13 protein-coding genes are annotated in these 20,744 nt (G+C 64.1%); 6 read left to right on the forward strand and 7 right to left on the reverse strand.

Annotated elements, in window-relative coordinates:
• Positions 1–385: 385 nt before the first annotated feature.
• The 4 genes from LLH00_18770 to LLH00_18785 all read left to right on the forward strand — a co-directional run bounded on the left by LLH00_18770 (position 386) and on the right by LLH00_18785 (position 6,207).
• On the forward strand, positions 386–2,254 hold the full coding sequence (locus tag LLH00_18770; GenBank protein ID MCE5273326.1) for a heparinase II/III-family protein: 1,869 nt from the start codon (positions 386–388) through the stop codon (positions 2,252–2,254).
• A gap of 169 nt (positions 2,255–2,423) precedes the next feature.
• Positions 2,424–3,926 (forward strand): DUF4832 domain-containing protein, encoded by a 1,503-nt coding sequence (locus LLH00_18775; protein MCE5273327.1) that lies wholly within the window; start codon positions 2,424–2,426, stop codon positions 3,924–3,926.
• Positions 3,926–4,642: an epoxyqueuosine reductase gene (locus LLH00_18780; GenBank protein ID MCE5273328.1), complete on the forward strand. Its 717-nt coding sequence runs from the start codon at positions 3,926–3,928 to the stop codon at positions 4,640–4,642. The genes LLH00_18775 and LLH00_18780 overlap by 1 nt, the downstream gene beginning before the upstream one ends.
• A gap of 137 nt (positions 4,643–4,779) precedes the next feature.
• Complete coding sequence (locus tag LLH00_18785) at positions 4,780–6,207, forward strand: glycoside hydrolase family 28 protein (protein ID MCE5273329.1); 1,428 nt, start codon at positions 4,780–4,782, stop codon at positions 6,205–6,207.
• A gap of 114 nt (positions 6,208–6,321) precedes the next feature.
• Here the strand turns inward: LLH00_18785 and LLH00_18790 are convergent, their stop codons facing one another.
• From LLH00_18790 to LLH00_18820, 7 genes are all read right to left on the reverse strand, one after another.
• Entirely contained in the window at positions 6,322–6,996 is a 675-nt protein-coding gene (locus LLH00_18790) for a lipid-binding SYLF domain-containing protein (protein ID MCE5273330.1), read from the reverse strand.
• A gap of 105 nt (positions 6,997–7,101) precedes the next feature.
• On the reverse strand, positions 7,102–8,250 hold the full coding sequence (locus LLH00_18795) for a serine/threonine-protein phosphatase (protein ID MCE5273331.1): 1,149 nt from the start codon (positions 8,248–8,250) through the stop codon (positions 7,102–7,104).
• Entirely contained in the window at positions 8,226–9,998 is a 1,773-nt protein-coding gene (locus tag LLH00_18800) for a 4Fe-4S binding protein (GenBank protein MCE5273332.1), read from the reverse strand. Before LLH00_18800 ends, LLH00_18795 begins: the two co-directional genes overlap by 25 nt.
• Positions 9,999–10,297: 299 nt before the next feature.
• Complete coding sequence (locus tag LLH00_18805; GenBank protein MCE5273333.1) at positions 10,298–12,310, reverse strand: [FeFe] hydrogenase, group A; 2,013 nt, start codon at positions 12,308–12,310, stop codon at positions 10,298–10,300.
• Positions 12,311–12,315: 5 nt separating this feature from the next.
• Complete coding sequence (locus tag LLH00_18810; protein MCE5273334.1) at positions 12,316–14,220, reverse strand: 4Fe-4S binding protein; 1,905 nt, start codon at positions 14,218–14,220, stop codon at positions 12,316–12,318.
• On the reverse strand, positions 14,220–14,744 hold the full coding sequence (locus LLH00_18815; protein MCE5273335.1) for an NAD(P)H-dependent oxidoreductase subunit E: 525 nt from the start codon (positions 14,742–14,744) through the stop codon (positions 14,220–14,222). The genes LLH00_18810 and LLH00_18815 overlap by 1 nt, the downstream gene beginning before the upstream one ends.
• Positions 14,745–14,772: 28 nt before the next feature.
• The gene (locus tag LLH00_18820) at positions 14,773–15,420 is read right to left on the reverse strand and encodes a redox-sensing transcriptional repressor Rex (GenBank protein MCE5273336.1); all 648 of its coding nucleotides are present in this window, start codon (positions 15,418–15,420) and stop codon (positions 14,773–14,775) included.
• A 553-nt stretch (positions 15,421–15,973) separates the two neighbouring features.
• Between LLH00_18820 and LLH00_18825 the strand changes: the two genes are divergently transcribed.
• Together LLH00_18825 and LLH00_18830 are read left to right on the forward strand one after the other, a co-directional pair.
• The gene (locus LLH00_18825; protein MCE5273337.1) at positions 15,974–17,137 is read left to right on the forward strand and encodes an ROK family transcriptional regulator; all 1,164 of its coding nucleotides are present in this window, start codon (positions 15,974–15,976) and stop codon (positions 17,135–17,137) included.
• 384 nt (positions 17,138–17,521) lie between these two features.
• Positions 17,522–20,743, forward strand: coding sequence for a carboxypeptidase regulatory-like domain-containing protein (locus LLH00_18830; protein MCE5273338.1), 3,222 nt, complete (start codon positions 17,522–17,524; stop codon positions 20,741–20,743).
• Position 20,744: the final 1 nt, after the last annotated feature.

Genomic DNA, 20,744 nt, shown 5'->3' on the forward strand with positions numbered 1-20,744 from the left:
TTCGACCCGGTTCACCCTGGCATGCTCTACCTGACCACGTTCGGCGGCGGGAACCATTACGGCCCGGCCAAGGGCGACCCGGCCGCGTTCGAGGACATCTCGAATTTCCAGATGCGCTGGTACTGGGGTGATCAGTTCTGATTTGAACCGTCAGGCGGCCGCCGGGACTCCGTGGTCGCCTTCGGGGCGTGCAGAAAAGCGGGTTGTACGATTGGCATGCTCTTGGTTCATGCAGGGTCGCACCCGCGTGTGCGACCGGGCGGACACAAGGGTCCGCCCCCTGAATAAAACGCAATGCAGGTGTTCAATGCTATCACGGTCTTTATATGAACCGGAGATAAGACTCGGTTTCAGCCGGCTTTCCACTTCCGCAGGGAGAGACGCGATGGGCCTGCACCTGACACGCCCGAGTTCCTGGATCGCTGTGGCTGCCCTTTTTGTCGCCGCGCTGACAACCGCCGCAGGCTGCTCCGGCCACGTCGGCGCAGACCGGGCCGATAACCCCTACGCCCGGGAAATCGTCCGCCGCGCCCAGGATTACCTGGGACAGAAACGCTTGCGGGTCGACTACTACCGCATCCACCGCAGCCTGGCCTACCCGCTGCCCGTGGCCCGGATCGACAACCCGCCCGTGCCGGTCGAGGACAGCAGCCTTGTCTATCCCTGGGAAATCTGGATGCTCTGGGAGCTGGAGGAGCGGGTGGGCTGCCTGGGCTGGGCCGGCGAGCTGAGCGGCGAGGCACGTTTCCGCGAGGCCGCCGAACGGGACCTCGCGGCCCTGGCCGGCTGGCCCACTTACAACGCCCAGGCCCAGCCGCACCTTTCGGTCGGCCACGCGGCGCGGACAATGTACCTGGCCCGCCGCAACTGGGGCTGGCTGAGTTCGCAGCTAAAGGACAGCCTGGCCGCGGCCTGCGGCCGTCTGGTGGACAACCACTCCGCCTGGCTCCAGGCCGGCCGTCTCGGGCTGACCACCCCGGAGCAGGTCCTGTCCGCCGACCCGCAGGTGCTCCACAACATCCCTGTCATAGCCACCCTGGGCCTGTGCCTGGCCGCCCGGGCCGGCGGCCACCCGCTTCTGCCAGAGCTGGAGCGCCACTGCCTGGCCCTGGTCCAGGCCGAGCTGGACCTGCGTGCGCGCGGCCTGACCGAGGGGCTCTCGTACGACGGCTACATCCTGGATTTCGTGGCCGACTGGCTGCGGGACGCACCGGAGGAAAGCCGACGGGCGGTGCTCGGCAACCCGCAGGTGGCCCGTGTGTTGAGCCAGGCCGTGTGGCTGGCCGCGTCGGGCTGCCTCTGGCGTTTCGCGCCGTTCGACGATGTCGAGCCGCTCCAGATGCCGTTCCACGCGGATGCCCAGGCCAAGCTCCTGGGTTTCCGCCCCGACTCGCTTGCCGCCTGGTACCTGGAGCATTTCCCGGTCACGATCCTGCGGGCGGATGGCCTGGCCGCGCTGGCGCAGTCAGGCTTCCCGCGCTCTTTCGGCTCCGCGCCGCCCGCGCCGGGGGCCTCAGCCGCCCTTTACGCCGTGGTGCTGCGCACGGGCTGGGAGCCGGCCGACCTGGCCGTGGCGGCCTCCGCCTCCAACGCCACCGCGGGCCACATCCAGTGCGACAACGGCAGCCTGGTCCTGGGCACGCGCGGCCTCTGGCTGATCGACGACCCCGGCTACCAGCAGTACCTGAGCGGCGAGGAGCGCGATTTCACCCTCGGCCCCGGCGCGCACAACTATCCTGTCGTCAACGGCCTGGTGCAGACCAGCCACCGTGTCGAGCGCCTTGTCTGCCGCCAGGAGGCCGACAGCCTCTGGCACACGCGCCTGGAGTTCACCGCGGCCTACGACTCCAGCCTGGCCCTGGAACGCGTGACCCGGGATATCTGGCTCTGCGGCCGCTCGCTGGTGGTGGTGGCCGACCGGGTGAAAGGCGCGGCGGTGAAGGATATCCGCTACACCTGGCAGGGCTGCCCGGAGGCGGCCTGGTGGCCGCAGGACGGGGCCTGGCTTGTCAGCGCGGCCGGGGCGGGCCTCTGGGTCCAGTCGCCGGGGAATTCCCTGGACGGCGGCGAGCTGTACCGTCACCCCGGCACCCGCGGCCAGATGTCCCTGTGCAAGACTCTCCCGGCCGGGCCGGACAACCGTATCTGGTGGGTATTCAGCCTGGGGGACAGTCCGGCCGAATGCAGCCTCGCCGGGGATGGTACGAGCCTTCGGGTGCAGGGGCAGGCGGCGGAGTTCGCGCTGGAGGACTGAGCCGGTAGGCCCCTTTACCCGAAACTCTTTGTTCATTTATATTGATATCATCCAATATCTGTCATATTCCGACAGGCAAAGTCTTTCATCCGGTCCGACACCCCCTTCCGGGCGCACTGCCTCGTCCGCCCGGCGATTGACCATAACCCAGAAGCCTCAAGGAGCAACGATGTCCCGACGCCTCGCTGTCCTGCTGGCCGCTCTGCTTCTGAGCGCCGCCTCTTTCGCCTCAGCCGCCGCCGCCGGGGATACCCTGCACGTGCGGCCGGTCGAGATCGACGATGTGCTGAACAACCCCGGGATCGGGTTCAACACTTTCCAGCGTTTCAACGGCGACACCCTGAACGGCGGCGACCACTGGACCGAGGGTTTTCCCATCCAGTACCAGGACTTTGACGGCGATCTGACCAACCCCGACTATCCCAATTGCTCCACCGCCTATTTCCGGGTTTACTGGCGCTTTGTCGAGACCGCGCCCGGGGTGTACGACTGGCCGATGTTCGACAAGGCCCTGCGCACCGCGGCCGAGCGCGGCCAGACCCTGATTGTCCGGATCGCCCCCTATGGTGGAGGGCCGGACAAGGACGTGCCGCAGTGGTACCGTCAGATGGTGGGACCCGAGGACAACCTGTCCGACGGCAAGTGGCGCTGCGACCCCGAGGACCCGCGCTATCTCAAGTATTTCGGCGGCCTGATCCGGGCTTTCGGCCAGCGCTATGACGGCAACCCCGATCTGGAGTGCATCGATGTCTCGACCATCGGCTACTGGGGCGAGGGCAGCGGCTCGCACCTGCTCAAGCGGCAAACCTGGTGCGACCTGGTGAACTGCTACCTGGACAACTTCAAGAAAACCCCGCTCATCTTCCAGCCCCTGAACGGCGACGCCCCCGACCCGAGCCTGCTGGTGCGCGGTCTGCCCATCGCGGCGACCTGGCTGGACGGACGTAACAACGGCGAAGGCCCGCAGATGCGGAACGTGGGCTGGCGCATGGACTGCCTGGGCGACATGGGGTTCTGGCGCAACGAGCAGGGCGACTGGTGCCACATGCTGGATGTCTACCCCGAGGACATCCAGCGCAGCGGGATGCTGGACGCTTGGAAAAAAGCCCCGATCACCATGGAAATCTGCGGCACGTTCAAGACCTGGCTCAAGCATGAGAAATACGATGAAAAAACCGTGAAATACATTTTCGACCAGGCGCTCAAATGGCACATCAGCACGTTCAACGCCAAGAGCAGCGGCGTGCCGCCGCAGTGGAAACCCCTGGTGGATGACTGGCTGCGCCGGATGGGCTACCGTTTCGTGCTGCGCAAGTTCTCCTGGCCGGCCACGGTGCGGCCACAAGGCAAGCTGGCTTTCCAGACCTGGTGGGAGAACAAGGGCGTCGCCCCCTGCTACCGCCAGTTCCCTCTGGCCCTGCGCCTGCGCGGCAACGGCCGCAGCGAGGTGCTGGTCTGCGACACGGACATACGCTCCTGGCTGCCGGGTGACATTATCTACGATGACGCGGTGTGCGTGCCGCTGGGCCTGCCGGACGGTGAGTACGACCTGGACATCGCCATCCTCGACCCGCGCACCCGCACGCCCAAGGTGCGGCTGGCCATCGCCGGGCGCATGGAGGACGGCTGGTACCCGATTGGCAAGATCAACGTGAAAGAGACGGTGAAGTGATGAACCCGAATGCGCTTCTGCAGGACTTGCGCTCGCACCTGACCGGGCGCGGGGCCTCGCTGGTGGCCTGCGCGGACATCCAGGGCCTGCCCGAGGATTTGCGTGAGGGCCTGCCGCGGGCGGTGTTCATCGCCGTGGCGCTCACTCCCTCGATCGTGGCCGGGATCGCCCACGGCCCCACGGCCGAGTATCTGGCCGAATACAATCGGGTCAACTCCCTGCTGGCCGAGTTGTCCGAGGCGGGGGCGCAGTTCCTTCGCGCGGCCGGCTGGCGCGCCGCGGCCTATCTTCCCACCAAGTCCGGGGCCGCGGCAGGGGACCTGCGCACTCCGCTGCCGCACAAGACTGTGGCCACACTCTCGGGCGCGGGCTGGATCGGGCGCTGCGCCCTTCTGGTCACCCCGCAGTTCGGCTCGGCCCTTCGGCTCAACCGTATCCTCACCGATGCTCCACTGCCGGTGGGCGAGCCGGTGATGGAGTCCCACTGCGGCGCGTGCACCGCCTGCGTGGAGGTCTGCCCGGCCTCAGCGCCGAAAGGCGGGCTCTGGAGTCCAGGGATCGCGCGGGAGGAGATTTTCGACGCGCACGCCTGCCACGAGATGGCGCGCCGCCTCTGCCCGGAGCAGTGGGACGTGCGCTCGATATGTGGAATCTGCATCCAGGCCTGCCCGTTCACCCGCCGCTACCTGGCCCGCAGCGGGGTGGCGATGGCCTGACGACGCCCGCGGGTTCACACCGGTGAAAGTCTTATACCGTTGATTCTCTAAGTATTGACCGTGTCACACAGCATTAATGCCTCGACTCATTCCACCCCTCGACTTTCGGGCGTCACCCGAAACCGGAGGCTGCAACAATGCAGGTAACGCCAGCCTTGACGACAAATTCAATCTTGCGGCTGCTCCTTATCGTCTCTTTCAGCGCCACCGCCCTGTTTGCCGAAACAGCGGGGTCCGCATCCGTGTTCAATGTCCTCGATTCCGGGGCGAAAGGCGACGGCCGGACGAACGATGCCCCCGCCATCCAAAAAGCAATCGATGCCTGCTTTGCGGCCGGAGGCGGTGAAGTGCTGCTTCCGGCGGGGAAAATTTTTTATTCCGGCTCAATCACCCTGAGATCGAATGTGGATTTCCGGGTGGAAAGAGGAGCGGTGCTGAAAGCGAGTGCAACCTGGGAGGATTACGATTCAACCGGCTTGAACCTCGAAGATTCCCGGGGTTCGCTCATACATGCCGAAAACGCCTCCTTTTTTTCCATATCCGGTGACGGAACCATCGATGGCAACTCCCCCGCTTACATGGGGAACCTGGAGCAGGACATTTTTGTCGCCCACGGCAACCGGCCGGTCATGGTCTTCCTGGACAGGTGCACGCATTTTTCCATCCGGGACATAACTCTCCAGAACGCGCCTTTCTGGACAATACATCCGGTAGGCTGCGAGGATGTGCTCATTGAAGGCATCCGCATCCTGAACGATCTGCGGGTGCCCAATTGTGATGGAATAGACCCGGATCACTGCCGTAACGTGCGAATCGCCAATTGTCACATCGAGTGCGGGGATGACGGTATCGTGCCGAAGAATACGGGTGGGCGATTCAGCGGCTACGGACCCTGCGAAAACATAACCGTGACCGGCTGCAGCATAATATCCACCTCCTGCGCGATCAAGATCGGAACCTCCGGCGCCGCAGACTACCGCAATCTGGTATTCGAATCCTGTGTCATCAGCGGAAGTAACCGGGGGATAGGCATTCAGGTCCGTGACGAGGGCCGGGTCGACAACGTCATCTTCGCCAACATGATCGTCACGACCCGGCTCCACAGCCCGAACTGGTGGGGCAAGGCCGAACCGATATATGTGACCGCCGTACCGAGGCACCCGGAGACAAAAGTGGGGCAAATAAGTAACGTCCACTTCAGCAACATCATCTGCCGGGGAGAAAACGGCGTGTTCATTCACGGCTGGGGTGATGCTCCGATCAAGGATCTGGTGCTCGACAATGTCCAGGTGGAAATCGTAAAATCCAGCGAATGGAAGGGTGGAGAGTACGACCTTCGGCCGAGCGACGAGTTCAAGGAAACCTTCGGGAGCAAAAACGCGGGCATTTATTGCAGATTCGCGGATGGGGTCAGCCTGAGAAACACGAGGGTCACGTGGGGTGACAATCCTCCCGACTGCTATGGGCCCGCTCTGGAGGTCCACGACACCCGGGAGCTGCATCTCGACAATTTCAGCGGCCACTCCGCCCACCCGGGCATCGAACCGGACCAGATTGTCGATTGAATCCGGCATGCTGTCCCCGGTGACAGCGCGGTCAGGGGCAGCCGCGGCTCGCTCAATGAAAAGGGCACGGCTTGCCGTGCCCCCACATAAAACCGAGTAACCTCAACCCATCTCTCAGGGCAGAACCTTGATCAATTTCTTGGCCGCAGCCGGCACCTTGGGCGCTTTCTGTTCGTAAAGAATCTGTTTCGCCGTGACCTCGCTGCCGTAGAACTCCTTCATTGTATCATCGTCCGTGGTCAAGACGCTGCCGTCCAAGGCGATCCCGGCGAAAGCGCCCTTGCTGCGGGCATAGGCATATATATCGGACTTGAACTGGATGTCCGTGCCCGCCTCGGCCGAGCGCCCCACCGGCCCGGCCGCCACCGAGGCATCCGCCCCCAGGGTGACCTTGCTCTCCAGGAGAGATTTCATCCCCCGCTCGGTCATCACGAACAGCACCAGGTCGGTGGCCGAGGCCCCGATCTGGAACCCGACGCTGCCGCCCGAGAGGCTGACGAAGGAGGGCGGGCTGAAAACGCCGTCCTTACCGCGCGCGCTGGCCACTCCCCGGCCGTACCGTCCCCCGAAACCCAGCGCGGCCTTGACCACGTGCGGGATAATCACAACGGCGCGGCAGTTCTTGCGCAGATATTCCGGCGCACCGTCGTCCGGCATTTCAATCATCTCGCGGTACACTGTCGCAGCGGCAGCCACCCGTTTCGTGGTCTTGTCAGCGCGAAGCGGCCCCGCCGAAACCAGCAGCAGAAGCGTCAACGCGGTGACAAGACAGCTTTTTGCACTCGGCATTATCCCTCCCTTATTGTCCGGATTTTCCGGTCTTTTTAAATATACGGGGAATACGGGAGGGATGCAAACGCAGGGCCGGAAATCAAGCAGGTGACGAATATCCGTTCAAACCCGCTCGATAACCACCAGCTTGCCCATCCGGCGCAGCTTTTCGGCCAGCAGCTCCACTATTTTCTCGCGGCGCACGAGTCCCAGCTGACGGAACCCGATGTCCTGGTTGGCCGGATTGACCGCCCCGCCAACGCTGAAATTCACCCGGTCGGCGCGGCGCAACAGGTTGCACAGGGCGGAGACCCCGCTCTCGGGGTCATAGCGGCGCGGGTCCTCGTCCAGGATGTTGTGCGCCTGGTTCAGGGTGACCAATCCTTCAGTAACCAGGTCGATCCCCTCCACCGACAGCAGCGGCGGGGCCAGGATGCTCTTGGGGTTGTCCTCCACGCGCAGGGGCTTTTTCAGGTGCGTGGCCACGATCTTGGCCGTGGTCGCCCCGCTGATCACCTTGGGGCCCGCGGCCTGCAGGAAACGCCGGGCCACGGCGAAATCGGCGCCGCGCTCGGCGGGCGGGCCGGTGATCACGTTCACACACAGGCCGGGGCGGCAGTGCAGCAGCAGCGCGGTGACATCATCCCCGCGGGCGTCGCGCCACAGCTCGCGCGCCCGGGCGTGGACTTTATCGGCCAGTCCTGACGGGCCCGCTCCGGTGGCCAGGCGGTCGGTGACAAACCGGCAGAGTCCCTCGCTCTCCCAGCCCCAGGTGAGCCCGCGGCCCATCCCGGCCTGGGTCACTCCATCCGAAACCAGCAGAAGGCCCTCGCCGCTCTCCAGGTGGCAGTGCGCCTCGGCGACTATCTCATCCCCGGCGGAAAGGCTGCTCTGGTGCAGAAGCGTGGCGTGGTTGCGCCCGACCAGAACCGGCGGAGGGCTTTCGTAGCTCAGCACCGTGGCCGCACCGTCCGGCAGCACCCGGGCTACGTTGAACACGGCGTAGGGCAACTCGGTGCCGCGCGCGGCGTGCATGGTGCGCACAGCCTGAAGGAAACCCTCGCGCAGAGAGCCGCCGCGCCGCAGGTATTCCATGATCCGGCTCACGCAGAGGGTCGCGGCCAGGTTGGCCCTGATCCCGCTGCCCAGGCCATCGCAGAGCACGGCCACGCAGCCGGTCTCGCTGCGCTCCCAGGCGGCCACATCCCCGCAGGGCGAGCCCGGCTCCTTGCTGCTGGAGACGCTCTCTATTTCGAAGTGCCGGTATCCCACGGTCCGAACCCCTTGCCCGCGCCGCCGTTATTGTCCCGGCTGTCGCCGGCCAGGCGCAGGATGTTTTCCACCAGCACCTGGCCGCGCGCGGTGCTCTCGCCCAGGAAATGGGCGATCTGCTGCGCCGTGCCGATCTGGTGTTCAAGCAGCTCGCGAGCCTGCTGAAGGGTCTGCTCGCGCAGGCGCTCCAGACGGTCCTGGCTCTCGCGGCTGCCGGTGATATTGACGAAGATGCCGACGAACTGGTCCTCGCCCGGAAGGCGGTACAGTATCTGGCGGCAGATAAGGTTGTAGCGGCTGTGCTGCGCGGTCATCTCGATCTTGTCCTCGCGGCCGGCGGCCAGGCGCTCGAATGGCTCCGGGTCCATCAGAGTGGAGATGTGCCGCCCGCTGACCGCCTCGGAGCAGAGGAAAAAGCGCCGGAAAGCCGGATTCATGCTCAGTATCTGCAGGCGCTCGTCCAGGATCACGATGCCGTTGGGGCTGGTCTCGATGATCCGGTCCTTGCGCTGCTCGGCCAGGCGGCGCATGTAGGGGATGCACATCTCGGGCTCGGCCAGCCCGCGGATGACCGCCTCGGCGCGCTCACGGCAGGAACCGTAGCCACAGGAGCCGCAGTTGAGACGGTCCTCCTCGCGCACCTGGCCGGTGCGCTCCAGAACTTTGGCCACCATCTCAGCGGTAATCTCCACCCCGGCGGGCAGCGAGTCCGGGCTGAAAGCGGTCTCCAGGCCCGCGGGAAGAACCTCCTCGCCCCCGGTGTCCTGGCGCTGGGCGGCCCAGGCCAGCACTGCCGCGCGCCGCTCGAACACGTTGCGCCCACCCGTGGTCCCGGCCCCGGCGATGCAGCCGTGACGGCAGAACAGCGGCTCGACCAGACGCGGACTCGCTTCAGAACGGGCGGCGTCCATGGCCTCGTTGATCTCCTCGAACCCGCTCACCAGAAGCGTATCCCGCTCCAGCGGGTCGATACTCACTGCGGCGGTGCGAAGGCCGCCGCCCTCCAGAGGATAGAAACGCGACACCCCGGCCGGCTGCTCGTCGAACCCGCTTTCCTCGCAGTCTTTCAGGTCGATCCCACTGCGGGCCAGCCACTCGCGCAGCTCGGCGAAGGTGAGCACGCAGTCGATCAGGCCGTTGTGCTCGGGCCGCTCGGCCTCGGCTTTCTTGGTCACGCAGGGGCCGATGAAAACGAGTGGGGCCTTGGGGCCCAGCTTGTCGCGCAGGTGGCGGGCGTGGGCCAGCATCGGGCTGAGCGCGCCGGCCAGAAGATCGGTGTCCCCGCCGCGGTAGAGCTCCACGTAGCGCACCACCGCCGGGCAGGCGCTGCAGAAAAGTGACCTGTCCGGGGCCCCGGCGGCCAGCTCGCGGGTCTTGAGGGCGCTGAAATAGGCCCCCACCGCGGTCTCGGCCACGAAAGCAAACCCCAGGCGTCGCAGGGCGGAGGGCAGACGTTTCAGCTCCCAGGCCTCGAACTCGCCCGGGAACGAGGGGGCCAGGCTCGCCGCCGCGCCACCGGAAGCCACCAGGCGCTCGGCCACGGCGACATCGTTGCGGAACGACTTGGCCCCCTGCGGGCACTCGCGGATGCAGGTGCCGCAGTTGATGCAGCGCTCCGGCTCCACATAGGCCTGCCCGCCGGTGATCCGGATCGCCTTGACCGGGCAGACCCGCACGCAGCGGTTGCAGTCACGGCAGCGCGCCTTGTTGGTGAACACGATCTGCCCGGCGCGGGGTTCGTTTTTCATTGTCCGCTCTCCTACAGTAAATTTCAGGGGCATGGCGGGCACCATGCCCCTGAGGCAAATCAGGCTCTCCGGGATTCACGCCGCTGACCGGCTCGTGATACTCTGTCCCTGTCCATAGTCCATTCTCAAGTCTAATCATCAACTTCCCTTGCCACACCCGAAAGCCTGATCGCCGTTCTCTTTCGCCCCCTCGTCGGCCCACACCGGGCCGGGCAAGCGCCTACCCCTTTGACAAGGGGGATCGAGGGGGATCCAATACGATTGAATCTGTCCAATGCCTGAAACCGGTCCGACTCGCCTCAAACCACGGCCTCGGCCAGCTTCGAGTTCAGCTCGGCCACCGCCATCTCGAACGTGCAGTGCTCCATCACCGTGTCGCCCACGCGCACGCTGGGGCCGCGGTCGCAGCGCTCCATACAGAACGTGGCCGCCACCTCCACCTCGGGCAGAAGGCCCTTGTCCTCCACGTAGCGCAGCAGGGCGTGCAGGATGCCCTGGGAGCCGCGCACGTAGCAGCTCGTACCCACGCAGACACTCACTTTCAGGCGCTCGCGGCCCGGAGTGTCGGAAAGGCTCAGGTCCTCACCCTCCAGACGGCGGCGGCTGTGGTAATGCGTGTGCAGAAGCGCGTGGGCTTTCTCGCCCCCCGGCTCGCCCAGGCAGGTGCGGTAGCACTCGGCCAGGGCCGGGTTCTCCTGGGGCTTGTGCACCTGGAGCATCTTGTCTGCGGCGTAGAGGCCCTCGGTGCGGGCGCGGCGGCAGTCCTGGTCCCAGGTCACGGGCTGGCCCGCGCCGCCGATGCAGCCCCCGGGGCAGCTCATCACCTCGATGAAATCGTAGTCCACGCTGCCCGCGCGCACGCGGTCGGCCAGACGGCGGGCGTTGGCCAGGCCGTGCACCAGCGCCAGCTTGAGGGTCACCCCGCCCAGGCTGACCGTGGCCTCGCGCAGGCCCTCCTCACCCCGCACCTGGTGGTAATCGACTGTCTCCACCCGCATGCCGGTGAGCTTGTCGGCGGCAAAGCGCAGCACCGCCTCGCTCACTCCGCCCGAGTTGCCGAAAATCACGCCCGCGCCGCTCTTGAAGCCCAGCGGCAGGTCCAGCGACTCCGGCTGCAGCGACTTGAAATCCAGCCCGGCCTCGGAGATCATCCGGCCCAGCTCCTGGGTGGTGATCACGTAGTCCACGTCGCGGATGCCACCCCGGCTGAACTCCTCGCGCGCGGCCTCGAATTTCTTGGCCGTGCAGGGCATGACCGAAACAACCACCAGGTCCTCGTTCTTCACCCCGAGCAGGGTGGGCAACGTCTCGCGCGCCACCGCGCCGAACATCTGCTGCGGCGAGCGGCAGGAGGACAGGTTCCCGAACAGGTCGGGGTAGTACTGCTCGACGAACTTGACCCAGGCCGGGCAGCAGGAGGTGAACTGCGGCAGTCGGCCGCCGTTTTTCTTGCGCTCCAGGAACTCGCTGCCCTCCTCGATCACGGTCATGTCGGCGGCAAAAGAAGTATCGTAGACCTTGTTGAACCCAATGGCCTTGAGCGCGGCCACGGTCTGACCGATAGTGACCTTGCCCGGCCGCAGCCCGAAGACCTCACCCAGGGCCACCCGCACCGCCGGGGCGATCTGCACCACGACCGTTTTGGACGGGTCGTGGAGTGCGCGCCAGACCGGCTCGGTGTCGCTCTTGATCGTGAGCGCCCCGGTCGGGCAGACACGCGCGCACTGTCCGCAGCCCACGCACTCCACCTGGCCCAGGTCCCGTCCGAACGAGGGGGCCACGGTCACTTTCTGGCCGCGGAAAGCGAAATCGATCGCACCCACGCCCTGCACCTCGTGGCAAAACCGCACGCAGTCGCCGCAGAGGATACACTTGTTGGGGTCGCGCACCAGGCAGACCGAGCTGCGGTCCACGGGCAGACGGCGGTCGGTGGGCTTGAAACGCACCTGCTCCACACCCAGGCGCTGGGCCAGCTCCTGCAAGCGGCAGGAGCGGTTGCGGGCGCAGGTGGGGCAGTTCATGTCATGGTTGGCCAGGATCAGCTCCAGGGCGATCCGGCGCATGCCGCGGATCTGCTCGGTGGAGGTGCGCACTTTCATCCCCGGCTCGGGCGGCAGCGAGCAGGAGGCCTGCACCCCGCGGCCCTCGACCTCGACCAGGCACAGACGGCAGGCGCCGTAGATCGAAAGCTCCGAATGATAGCAGAAAGTGGGCAGGTCGATACCCGCCTTGCGGATAAGCTCGAGCAGGTTGCGCTCACCCTGAATGGCCACCTCGCGGCCGTCTACGTTCACAAATCCCTTCTCGTCCATTTGAGTCACACTCCGCTGATCGCTTTGAATTTGCAGGCCGCGGCGCAGGCGCCGCACTTGATACAGAGCGCCGGGTCGATGCGGTGCGGGGCGCGCCGCTCGCCCGAGATCGCCCCCACCGGGCACTTGCGCGCGCAGGCCGTGCAGCCGATGCACAGCGCCGGATCGATGGCGGGCGCGGCCAGAGCCTTGCAGCGGCCCGTGGGGCAGCGCTTCTGGAACACATGGGCCTCGTACTCGGCCCGGAACTGGCGCATGGTGGAGAGCACCGGGTTGGGCGCGGTCTTGCCCAGCCCGCAGAGCGAACCCACGCGCACAGCCTTGGCCAGCTCCTCCAGCAGGGCCAGGGTGCTCTCGTCCGCCCGGCCCTCGATAATGTCATCCAGCAGGGCCAGCATCTGCTTGGTGCCCTCGCGGCAGAGCACGCACTTGCCGCAGGACTCGTTCTGGGTGAACTGCATGAAGAAACGGGCCACGCTGACCATGCAGGTGGCGTTGTTCATCACCACCAGGCCGCCCGAGCCGACCATCGCGCCCACGCCCTGCAGGGAGTCGAAATCGAGCGGCAGATCCAGGTTCTCGGGGGTCAGGCAGCCGCCCGAGGGCCCGCCGATCTGCACGGCCTTGAATATCTCGCCCGTGGGCTGGCCCTGGTCATCGGTCACGCCGCCGCCGATCTCCATCACGATCTCGCGCAACGTGGTGCCCAGCGGGACCTCGATCAGGCCGGTGTTCACCACGTGGCCGGTCAGGGCGAAAGTCTTGGTCCCGGGCGACTTGGCGGTGCCCAGGCCGCGGAACTCGGCCACGCCGCGTCCGATGACGAGCGGCACGGTGGCCAGGGTCTCGACATTGTTGATCACAGTGGGCTTGCCCCACAGCCCGCTCTGGGCCGGAAAGGGGGGCTTGGGCGCCGGCATGCCGCGACGGCCCTCGATTGAGGCGATGAGCGCGGTCTCCTCGCCGCAGACAAAAGCCCCCGCGCCCTCCATCACGTGGATATTGAACGGCAGCCCGCTGCCGAACACGTTGCCGCCCAGGATGCCCTCGCGCTCGGCATCCGCCACGGCCTTGCGCACGCGCTCCACGGCCAGCGGGTACTCCAGGCGCACGTAGACATAGCCCTCATCCGCCCCGATGGCCCGCGCGGCGATCAACATACCCTCGATCACGCTGTGCGGGTTGCCCTCCATCACGCTGCGGTCCATGAACGCGCCGGGGTCGCCCTCATCGGCGTTGCAGATCACGTATTTCTTGGGCCCGGGCTGGGCCAGGGTCAGGCGCCACTTACGGCCGGTGGGGAACCCGCCGCCGCCGCGGCCGCGCAGGCCCGACAGCTCCATCTCCTCGCAGACCGACTCGGCCGTCATCTCGAGCCAGGCCCGCCGCGCCGCGAAATAGCCGCCGTTGGCCACGTACTCGCGCACCTCGCCCGGGTCGAGCTGGCCGCAGCTGGCCAGGACCATGCGGTGCTGGCGCTTGTAAAATGAGATATCATCCGTGGTGGGACAGAGCGCGCCGCTGGCCGGGTCGCGGTACAACAGGCGCTCCACCGGGCCCTCGCCCTCAAGCATGTTCTCGACTATCTCGGGCACGTCCTCAGCTTTTACCTTAATATACATGATGCCCTCGGGCAGCACCCGCACCAGCGGCCCCATCTGGCAGAACCCCTGGCAGCCGCTGCCCGAAAGCCGCACCGCGGGCGCGTTATGCTCGTGCTCGAACCGCAGCTCGGTCTCGCTCTCCATTCCGTGGACGGTCAGCTCACGCTCGAAAGCCGCCAGCACCTGGCGCGAGCCGCCGGCCACGCAGCCGGTCCCGGCGCAGACAATGATCCGCCGCTTGTGAAAAGCGGTCAGGTTGCGGTATTCACTGGCCAATCCCTCAAGTTCCACAGTCGCCGCCGACATCACTCCGCCTCGCTTTCGTTCTTTTCTTTTGCGATGATCTCATCCAGCACGGCCGTGGCTTTCTCGGGAGTCATCTGGCCGTACACCGTTTCGTTGACCACCATCACCGGGGCCAGGCCGCAGGCGCCCAGGCAGGAGACGGTCTCCACGGTGAACAGCATGTCGCGCGTGGTGACCGTGCCGCCCGCCAGTCCGAGCTTGGCGCGCAGGGCGTCCAGGATGGTGGTGGAGTGCTTCACGTGGCAGGCCGTGCCGTCGCACAGACGCACCACATACTTGCCCTTGGGCTCCAGGGCGAAATGGGCGTAGAAAGTGGCCACGCCGTAGACCCGCGCCGGCGGCAGTCCGAGCGAGGTGGCGACAAAGGTCAGCACCTCCTCGGGCAGGTAGCGGTACTCGTGCTGGATCTCCTGCAGGATGGGGATCAGCCGGGACGGTTGACGGTGGTGGCTGTCCAGGATTCGGCAGACTTTCTCGAAGCTTCTGGCCGTGGCAGCGCGTTCGACAGCTCTTTTCTCAGGCATTTTCTGCTTTCCCTTTCGACTTGCCGGATCAGGCATTGCTCTGTTGCAGGCCTTTCATGCGCGCGGTGAGCACCGCGAGCGAGGCCGAAAGATGCACGTTCTCCACCACCACGCTGGCGGGCATGGACAGGGTGACCGGGGCGAAATTCCAGATCGCCCGGATGCCGCCGTAGTACAGCAGCTCGGCCACCTCCTGGGCCACGGCCGCCGGCACGGTGATGATCCCGATATGCGGGTGCATGCGCTGGGCCAGGTCGGGCAGCTTGTCCACGGGCAGGACCTCCTTGCCGTGGATCGTGCGCCCGATACGGGCCGGGTCGCGGTCGAAAGCCACGGCGATGTCCAGACCGTTGCTCTGGAAGCTGCTGTAGCCCAGGACGGCCGAGCCCAGGCTGCCCGCCCCCACCAGGAACGCCAGGCTGGTGTCGTTCCAGCCCAGAAAACGCTCGATGGCCACGGCCAGCTCATGGGTGGTGTAACCGAGTTTGGGACGGCCGATCATGCCGGTGAGCTGGATGTCCTTGCGGACCTGGATCGGGTCGAGCCCCAGCTCGGCGGCGATGGTGGAGGAGGAGACAAGGCGCTCGCCGCGCGCATCCAGGGCGCGCACCAGGCGCAGGTAGGCCGGCATGCGCTTGATGCTGTTGACCGGATAGGATCTGAGCTGATCGGACATGGCCCCGCCTTCGTTAAGGTTTTATCGATATGTTGTTATCGATAATTTAATACCAATTAGCCGCGCGGTCAAGATTTTCCCTCACTTTTTCCCACCCCGCCCATAGTCGCACTGCACGCTACGCCTTCCCCGCCACCCGCTCAATAGTTAATTAAATTTTCTTCCTAACTCCACAGACCCTATGCAAGTCCTTATTATCTGAGGTTTCCGCCCGGGCGGCCGTTGCGGCTGAAACAGGCCAGCCACGGGCGCCTCATCCTGTTGCCGTCCACAAAAAAATACCCGGATAAAGTGCTTGACAAACGATTGGAGGCTTGGTAAGATTCGGTTAGTTAGTTTTGACAACAATTATTAGGCTGCATATACTGTCTTTAGGGCATTAGGTTTCTTTTCGTGCAAGGACATACATAAGGCCTTTTATTCCGCGCTTTCCCTCGATGACGTTCAACAGACACGACTCAAGGGACATATGTCGCCGGATCTCAAGGATCTCCGGGCAACGAACCGGGCAAGCGTTCTTAATCTCATCTTCGTCCTGGGGCCCATCTCCAGAGTGCGGATCGCCCGTCTGACCGGACTCAAAAAACCTACCGTTTCCAGCATCGTCCGCGAGCTGATCGACGAGGGGCTGGTTTACGAATCCAGCCTCGATCAGACCTCCCTTGGACGCAAACCAGTCAATCTGAGGATCAACGAGCAGTACCGGGTCTACGGTCTGATCGATGTTTCGCTCTGGAGCACGCGGCTGACTGTCTGCGATCTCGGCGGGCACGTGCTGGACGGCCTGACAGTCCCAACCCTGGAGGGGGATGCCGTCGCGTTCCTGCGCGGCTGCGCCAGGCAGTTGGCTGGGCTGCTGAGAAAGCACCCCCAGGAATCGGTGGGTGTGAGTGTTGTCCTGCCCTGTCCGCTCGATTCCTCCCGCGGGTTCGTTTACTGGCACAAAACCCTGGGCTGGGAATTTGTCGATGTGCGCTCCATCCTGACCGAGGAGCTCGACTGTCGCGTGCTGGTCGAGAACGACGCGCGCGCCGGGGCGATCGCCGAGTTGCTGTTCGACCCGCAGGCCCGAAACCTGGCCAGTTTCGTGCATATCCTGGTCACAGACGGTATCGGAGCAGGGATCGTGATCGGCGGCCGGCCTTATTTCGGCGCGCATTTTCTCGATGGACGGGTCGGGGCGGGGATCATCCGGATCAACGGCAACTGGCAGGAGTTCGCCAGCCAGAACGACTGGGAGAAAAACGCCTCCGACAACGGGGTGGTCTCGCGCTTCTGCGAACTCTGCGGAGAACCGTCGCCCAAGGACGTGGCCGCGGAGATGGAGCGGGTGATCGCGGCGGCCACTCAGCAGCGTGACCCCAATGCGATCCGGGCGCTCAAGGAAACGGCACGCTATCTGGCCGCCGGCATCGCCGGCATCTATCTGGGGCTCGACCCCGAGAAAATAATAATCAGCGGCAAGATAACCCGGGTCTGGAGCTTGGTGATCGATGAGATCGTGGAGCAGATGGAGTCGAAAATCCATTTTCACGTCGCGCCGCTGCGCGAGCTGATCGTGCCCTCGCCCCTGGAGGATATAACTTTCCTGGGAGGAAGGGCGCTGCTGCTGCGCGAGATGTTCGGCGGACGGACCCTGCCGGATTACGAGGAGGCCGAGTCCCGTTGCGCGGTCTCTTCCAGCGGCGAGGGGTCGTCGCTGTTCTGGGCCTCGTGAGCGACCGCGTGGGGCTTCAGGGCCGGTCTCAGCCTTAAATGTTTCTCAAAAATACTATTGTGCTTCGATTCCGGTTGTTTCTGTCTTCCGAAGAGGGTGCCAAATTTCTTTCGCAGGAAAGGAATTCGGTGTCTTGTTTTCTTTTTAAAGCACAATCTTCTGCAACCGAGTCCCCGGCCGCGCCGTAAGTAAAGGCGGTGCGGTTTACCCGCAGAGATGGGGCGCGAATCAATTCTGCGGCCGACCTCAAATCATAAGGAGGATAGCCTATGACGCAGTAACAGGGTTAGGAGGGGAAATGATGATTCTATCGTAAGGAGAGTGTCGAGGGAAAAAGAGTTGGACACTCTTCGGTTGATTCCCCACATCTGGGAGGTTTTTTCTATGAATTTAACTGACAGATTCTTCCGTATTTTGGCCTCACTTGCCCTTGTCGTTGTCATCGCCCTGACCTGGGCGGTGACCGCCTTTGCCCAGCTCAATACGTCGAAGATCGAGGGCACGGTGCGGGACAAGGATACTGGGCAGCCGTTGGCCGGCGCTCAGGTAGTGATCGAGGGAACCCGTCTGGGTAACGTGACGAACCAGGATGGCTACTATTTCATCCTGAACGTCCCGCCCGGACGCCGTAATGTGACCTTCACTTTTACCGGTTATCAGAAGACCACGATCAACGAAGTCCTTCTGCTGGCTGGCCAGACCGCTACGTTGAACGCGAACCTGAGTTCGACAGTGGTCGAGCTTAACGGGATCACCGTGGAAAGCGAGGCCGAAACCCTGGTGCCGCGCGATAACACTGTGTCCAAGCAGCGTTTGACCGCCGAGAAGATCGCTGAAATTCCGGCGACAAAACTCGAGGACATGATGGTGCTGGAAGCCGGCGTGCAGACCGGTGGTCCGGACGCTCTGTCGCGCGGCCTTCGTATCCGCGGCGGCCGTCTGGGCGAAGAGGCCATGGTTATCGACGGTGTGACGGTGCGCAACTACACCGCCGATCCTTTCCGCAGCGGCCTGGGCTGGGTCTGGGAGCAGGAACTCGGCTCCCTGTCCGAGGACGCCACCCCGCTGGAATTCTCGGCCGGCGCAGTTGAACAGGTGGACATCATCACCGGCGGCTTCCAGGCCGAGTATGGTAATGCGCAGTCCGGTATCGTCAACATCGTCACCAAGGAAGGCGGCCCGGACTGGAAGGGCGATTTCAAGTACACCACGGATGAAACCAACCCGCGCACCTCGGACTATGGTTACAACCAGGTGGTGGCCGCGTTGGGCGGCCCGATTCCGAAGATCCCGAACCTGTACATCCAGGGTTCCGCTGAAATCCAGGGGCTGGCCGACCGTATGGCCACCCGCGCGGATGAGGGTTTCCGCGGGATCAACCAGAAATTCGTGGACCGTCTGAACGCCGGCGTGCGCAACGACCCGGTTTTCGGCAATCAGAATCCGGCCTTCTCGCTGGATATGTTCAAGACCGGCCGTGCCTTCTATGCCTCCAAAACAGGGGCGGAGGCCTCGCTCTTCTCTCCGCCGAACCCCGTAATCACCCCTGACAACTGGGGTGATCGGTCTCTCGCCTCGGCCAAGTTAACCTACTACCCGATCAAGGGCCTGAAGCTGATCGAGTCGATCAACTACTCGCGCAACCAGTACGACAGTCCGCGCGGCGGCTCAGGTGATTATTTCCTCACCGGTCTTGTCAGCCAGTCTGACCTGCCCGACCGGGCCTGGTCGACCGATCAGGGCGACTGGAAGGATGCGCAGGGCGTCTGGCACACCTACATCCCGCAGGGATACGGACGCCGTGTGAGAACCACCAACTTCCTCTCCGGATTCGACTGGGATTTCCTGCAGAAAGCCCAGCGCAGCGCCACGTTGCAGTTCCGTTTCACCCGTTTCAAGACCCAGGAAATCGCGGCCGGACAGCTCCGGGATAACTACTTCCGCAGCAAAGAAACCACGTTCGGCAACTGGGACATGCACGATATCCCGTTCGAGGTGGAGACCTTCCCCAACATGGACCTGCCCATCGAGGGCAGCCCGGAAGCCAAGCTCTATTTCGATGACGGGCACGGCCCCTGGATGCAGGGCTATGGCTACGAGACGCCGCTGAACATGGTCACCGGCGCCGACCTGACCTGGCTCAGCTATTTCTACACCCGTGAATGGCAGGACAACTACAAGGCCGATCTCGATTTCCAGCTCAACCGCACCAACCGCGCCAAGATCGGTTATCAGCTCGGCACGTTCGACAACCAGAAGTACGATCTCCAGAACATGAACCGCAGCCGCAGCCTGGCCAACGAGTTCAACTACTCGCCCAACCTGATGGCCGCCTACCTGCAGAACCGTACTGATCTGGGTGATTTCGTCCTCAACTACGGCATCCGCTATGATCGGTTCGACCCCGTTGACAACTGGGGCTTCCGCAACGGCGATCAGTGGGGTGAGAATTTTAAGCCCACGGTGATCGACGAGTGGTCGCCGCGCTTCGACGTCGGCTTCCCGGTCACTGACAGAAGCCAGATGCGTTTCAGCTACGGCGTGTTCACCCAGTTGCCGTCGATGTCCTACATTTTCGACGGCTCCAACGCCGGCGGTCTGGAGTTCAGCCGCACCGACGCCTTCGAAGCCGGGTTGTCCAACCTGCTGGGCGAAGACATGGTGGTCGACCTCGTCGCCTACTACCGTGACGTGCAGGGCGATGTGGCCTCCAAAGAGTATTTCCGCGATTACTACCAGTGGCACGAGGCCAGAAGAGTCCGCGATTGGACCACCGGTTACACCAACCGGGATGACGGTAACATCAAGGGTATGGACCTCACCCTGCGCAAGCGCTTCAGCAACAACTATTCGTTCAATCTGATGTATACCATGCAGTTCTCGAGGACCACCGGTTCGGATTATTCCACGACCTCCGAGTATGGTGTGTTCCTGGACGCCTCCACCGGCGAAGTTTTCACCCCGCCGGATGAGTTGCGCCCGATCAACGGCGATGTGACCCACAAGATGACCGCCAACCTGAACTACCTGTTCCCCGAGGATTTCAAGAGCGGTACGATGTACAACACCATCCTGGGGAACTTCAAGGTCTACGCCCTGTTCACCCTGGCCAGCGGCCAGCCGGCCTACGACCGTATCATCAACGGCGGCTCGACCGGTCAGGAAAACGCCGCGGAGAACGTCTCCTGGCTGACCCGCCGCAATGGGCGGCCCATCGGTGGCGTCAACTACTTCCGCGGGCGTTGGGACTACAACTTCGACCTGCGGCTCACCAAGACTTTCCGTCTTGGCCGCACCATGCAGTTGTCGTTCTTCAGCGATATCTTCAACGTCTTCAACAAGAAGCTCCCCACTCCTTACCCGTCCGGCTATACCTATGAGTCCTATTACAGGTCGATCAACGCCGGTGAAATCCTGGAGTGGAACGATAACCTGTCGGCGACGAACAAAGTCTGGTTCAACAACGACTACAACGGCGACGGCATCTTGACGCTTGAAGAGCAGGCCAAGGCCAACATCGCGCAGTCCATGATGAACTCGACCATGGACAAGAGCGCGTACGGCGTTGCCCGTCAGGTCCGCTTCGGCGCGGAGTACACTTTCTGAC

It is taken from the genome of bacterium (assembly GCA_021372515.1).
GTDB lineage: Bacteria > Gemmatimonadota > Glassbacteria > GWA2-58-10 > GWA2-58-10 > JAJFUG01.